At 77.5% G+C, this 1,988-nt stretch carries 2 protein-coding genes and 1 pseudogene; all 3 read right to left on the minus strand.

Going from position 1 to position 1,988, the window contains the following annotated elements; genetic code table 11:
* The coding region (locus tag ACR9ZG_RS18735) for an aspartate/glutamate racemase family protein (RefSeq protein ID WP_481286354.1) at positions 1–761 on the minus strand (761 nt) is incomplete at its 3' end.
* Entirely contained in the window at positions 761–1,675 is a 915-nt protein-coding gene (locus tag ACR9ZG_RS18740) for a hypothetical protein (RefSeq protein WP_481286355.1), read from the minus strand. The genes ACR9ZG_RS18740 and ACR9ZG_RS18735, both read right to left, overlap by 1 nt.
* A pseudogene (locus ACR9ZG_RS18745) lies at positions 1,672–1,988 on the minus strand (FGGY-family carbohydrate kinase); the annotation flags it as partial. The gene ACR9ZG_RS18740 and the pseudogene ACR9ZG_RS18745, both read right to left, overlap by 4 nt.

The raw sequence follows: 1,988 nt of genomic DNA on the forward strand, positions 1-1,988 counted from the left end.
GGCGCCGCCCCGGGGGGGGAGGGCGCGGCCGCGGCCCGCGCCGCCGGCGACCAGCAGACCCACGACCGGCTCAGCGCCGAGGCGGTGCGCGCGGCGGCGACGCCGCCGGCCGGAGAAGTCAGGACGGGCACGGGAACGCCCGCACCCTCCGCGGCCGCGGCCATGGAGGCCTGGGCCAGGACGATCACGGACGCCCCGGCGGTCGTCGCCGCCGCGCGCACCGCCTCGGCGATGAGCCGGTCGTGGGTCTGCTGGTCGCCGGCGGCGCGGGCCGCGGCCGCGCCCTCCACCACCGTGGCGGCGACGGTCGCGGGCGACCCCTGCGCGGCGACCTCGCGCTCGAGCAGGCGCGTCGTCGGGCCGAGGGTGGCGGTGTTGGTGGCGAGGACGGCGATGAGCGGGGCGTGCGTGTGGGCCGCGCCGGCGCCCGCAAGCCGCACCGCCTCCTGCGCCATCGCCGCGTCCACGCGCACGACCGGGATGCCGAGGCCGTCCGCCGCGGCCTCCGCCGCCTCCCCGATGGAGGAGCAGGTGACCAGCACGGCGTCCGCACCCGACTCGGCGAGGTGACGGAGGTGGGAGGCGACGCGCGCCTCCACCTCGGCAGTGACGCCCTCGCGGATGGTGGTCTCGAGCATCCACGCGTCGACCACGTGCTCGCGCTGCAGCCCCGATCCGGTGGCGTCGGCGGCGGAGGCGAGCATCCCGTCGAACGTCGCGGCGAGCGCCGGGACGGTGTGCAGCAGGCCGGCGGTGGGCATCAGGCCTCCTGCCAGGGCCGGGCCTCGCGGTCGACGACCTCGATCAGGCGCTCCAGGCGCGGGACGGAGAGCTCGCGGAGGGCGGCGGGGACGTCCGCGGTGCCGACCACGTCGCTCCACAGCGCACGCCCGGCGAGGAACCCGCTGGCCCCCGCCCGGCAGGCCGCCTCGACCGCGGGGAGGAACGCCGGGCGGTCGACACCCTGCGACAGCACCACCCACGGGCCGGTGATCGCCCCGTTCAGGCGCTCGCTCGCGGCGCGCTGCTCGGCCTCGTCACCGGTCCCGGAGAGCGGCACCTGCACCTTGTAGAGGCTGGGGCCGAGCGGGGAGAGCTCGGCGGCGGCCTCGCGGATGGCGGCGTCGAGCTCCCAGCTCTTGTCGTCGAGCTCGCGCGGCGTCGCGCGGACGACCGGCTCAAGCACCGAGAGCACCCCGCGGGCGCGGCACTCGGCGATGAACCGCTCCACCAGCTCCACGCGCTGCTGCCGCTTCTCGTCGCGGCGCCAGATGACGAGCAGCTTGAGGGCGACGACCCCGTTCAGGTCGGTCTCGGTCAGGACGACGTCGTCCAGCGCCGTCTCCTCGACCGGGCCGCCGTCCTCCTGGGTGAGCGCGTCGGCGGCGAGGATCAGACCGGTGGAGGCCGGGAGGGTGTCGCGCACGGCCTCGAAGCCGTAGTGCCGGTCGATCAGGAACCCGGACGCGAGCGGCCCGAGCGCCTCGGCGACGTCGAGCTTGAAGCGGATGAGCACGTCGTCGGCGGGGCGGCCGGCGCCAGCCAGGTCGAACATGTGGCGGAGGCTCTCGCGCTGGTCCATCGCGACCATCGCGAGCGATCCCCCGGGTCGGGCGATGGCGGCGAGGTCGGTGGCGGCGCCGGGAGCGGCGCCGGGGATGGCGGTGTCGGTCATGCGGGTTCCTTCTCGTGGAGCGTCGCCGCGGCGATGAAGGCGTCCAGCAGCGCTGGGTCGCCCGTCTCTGCGGCGGGGTGGGCGCTGTCCGCGGCGGGGCCGAGGGGCAGCGAGGTGTCGGGGTCGATGGCGGCGGCCGCGCGCAGGGCGAGGAGGGCGGCGCCGGTGGCGACGGGCTCCGTGCAGGCGACCGGGCGGAGGCGGCCTGGCACGATCCGCTCCTTGAGCCGTCGCCAGGCGACGTTCGCGGCGCCCGGTCCGCCGAGCACGCGGAGCTCGGGGTCGCGGGGGCCCACGAGGTCGGTCTGGGCGG

The sequence above is a fragment of the Leifsonia sp. KNZ12-8B genome (assembly GCF_056755495.1).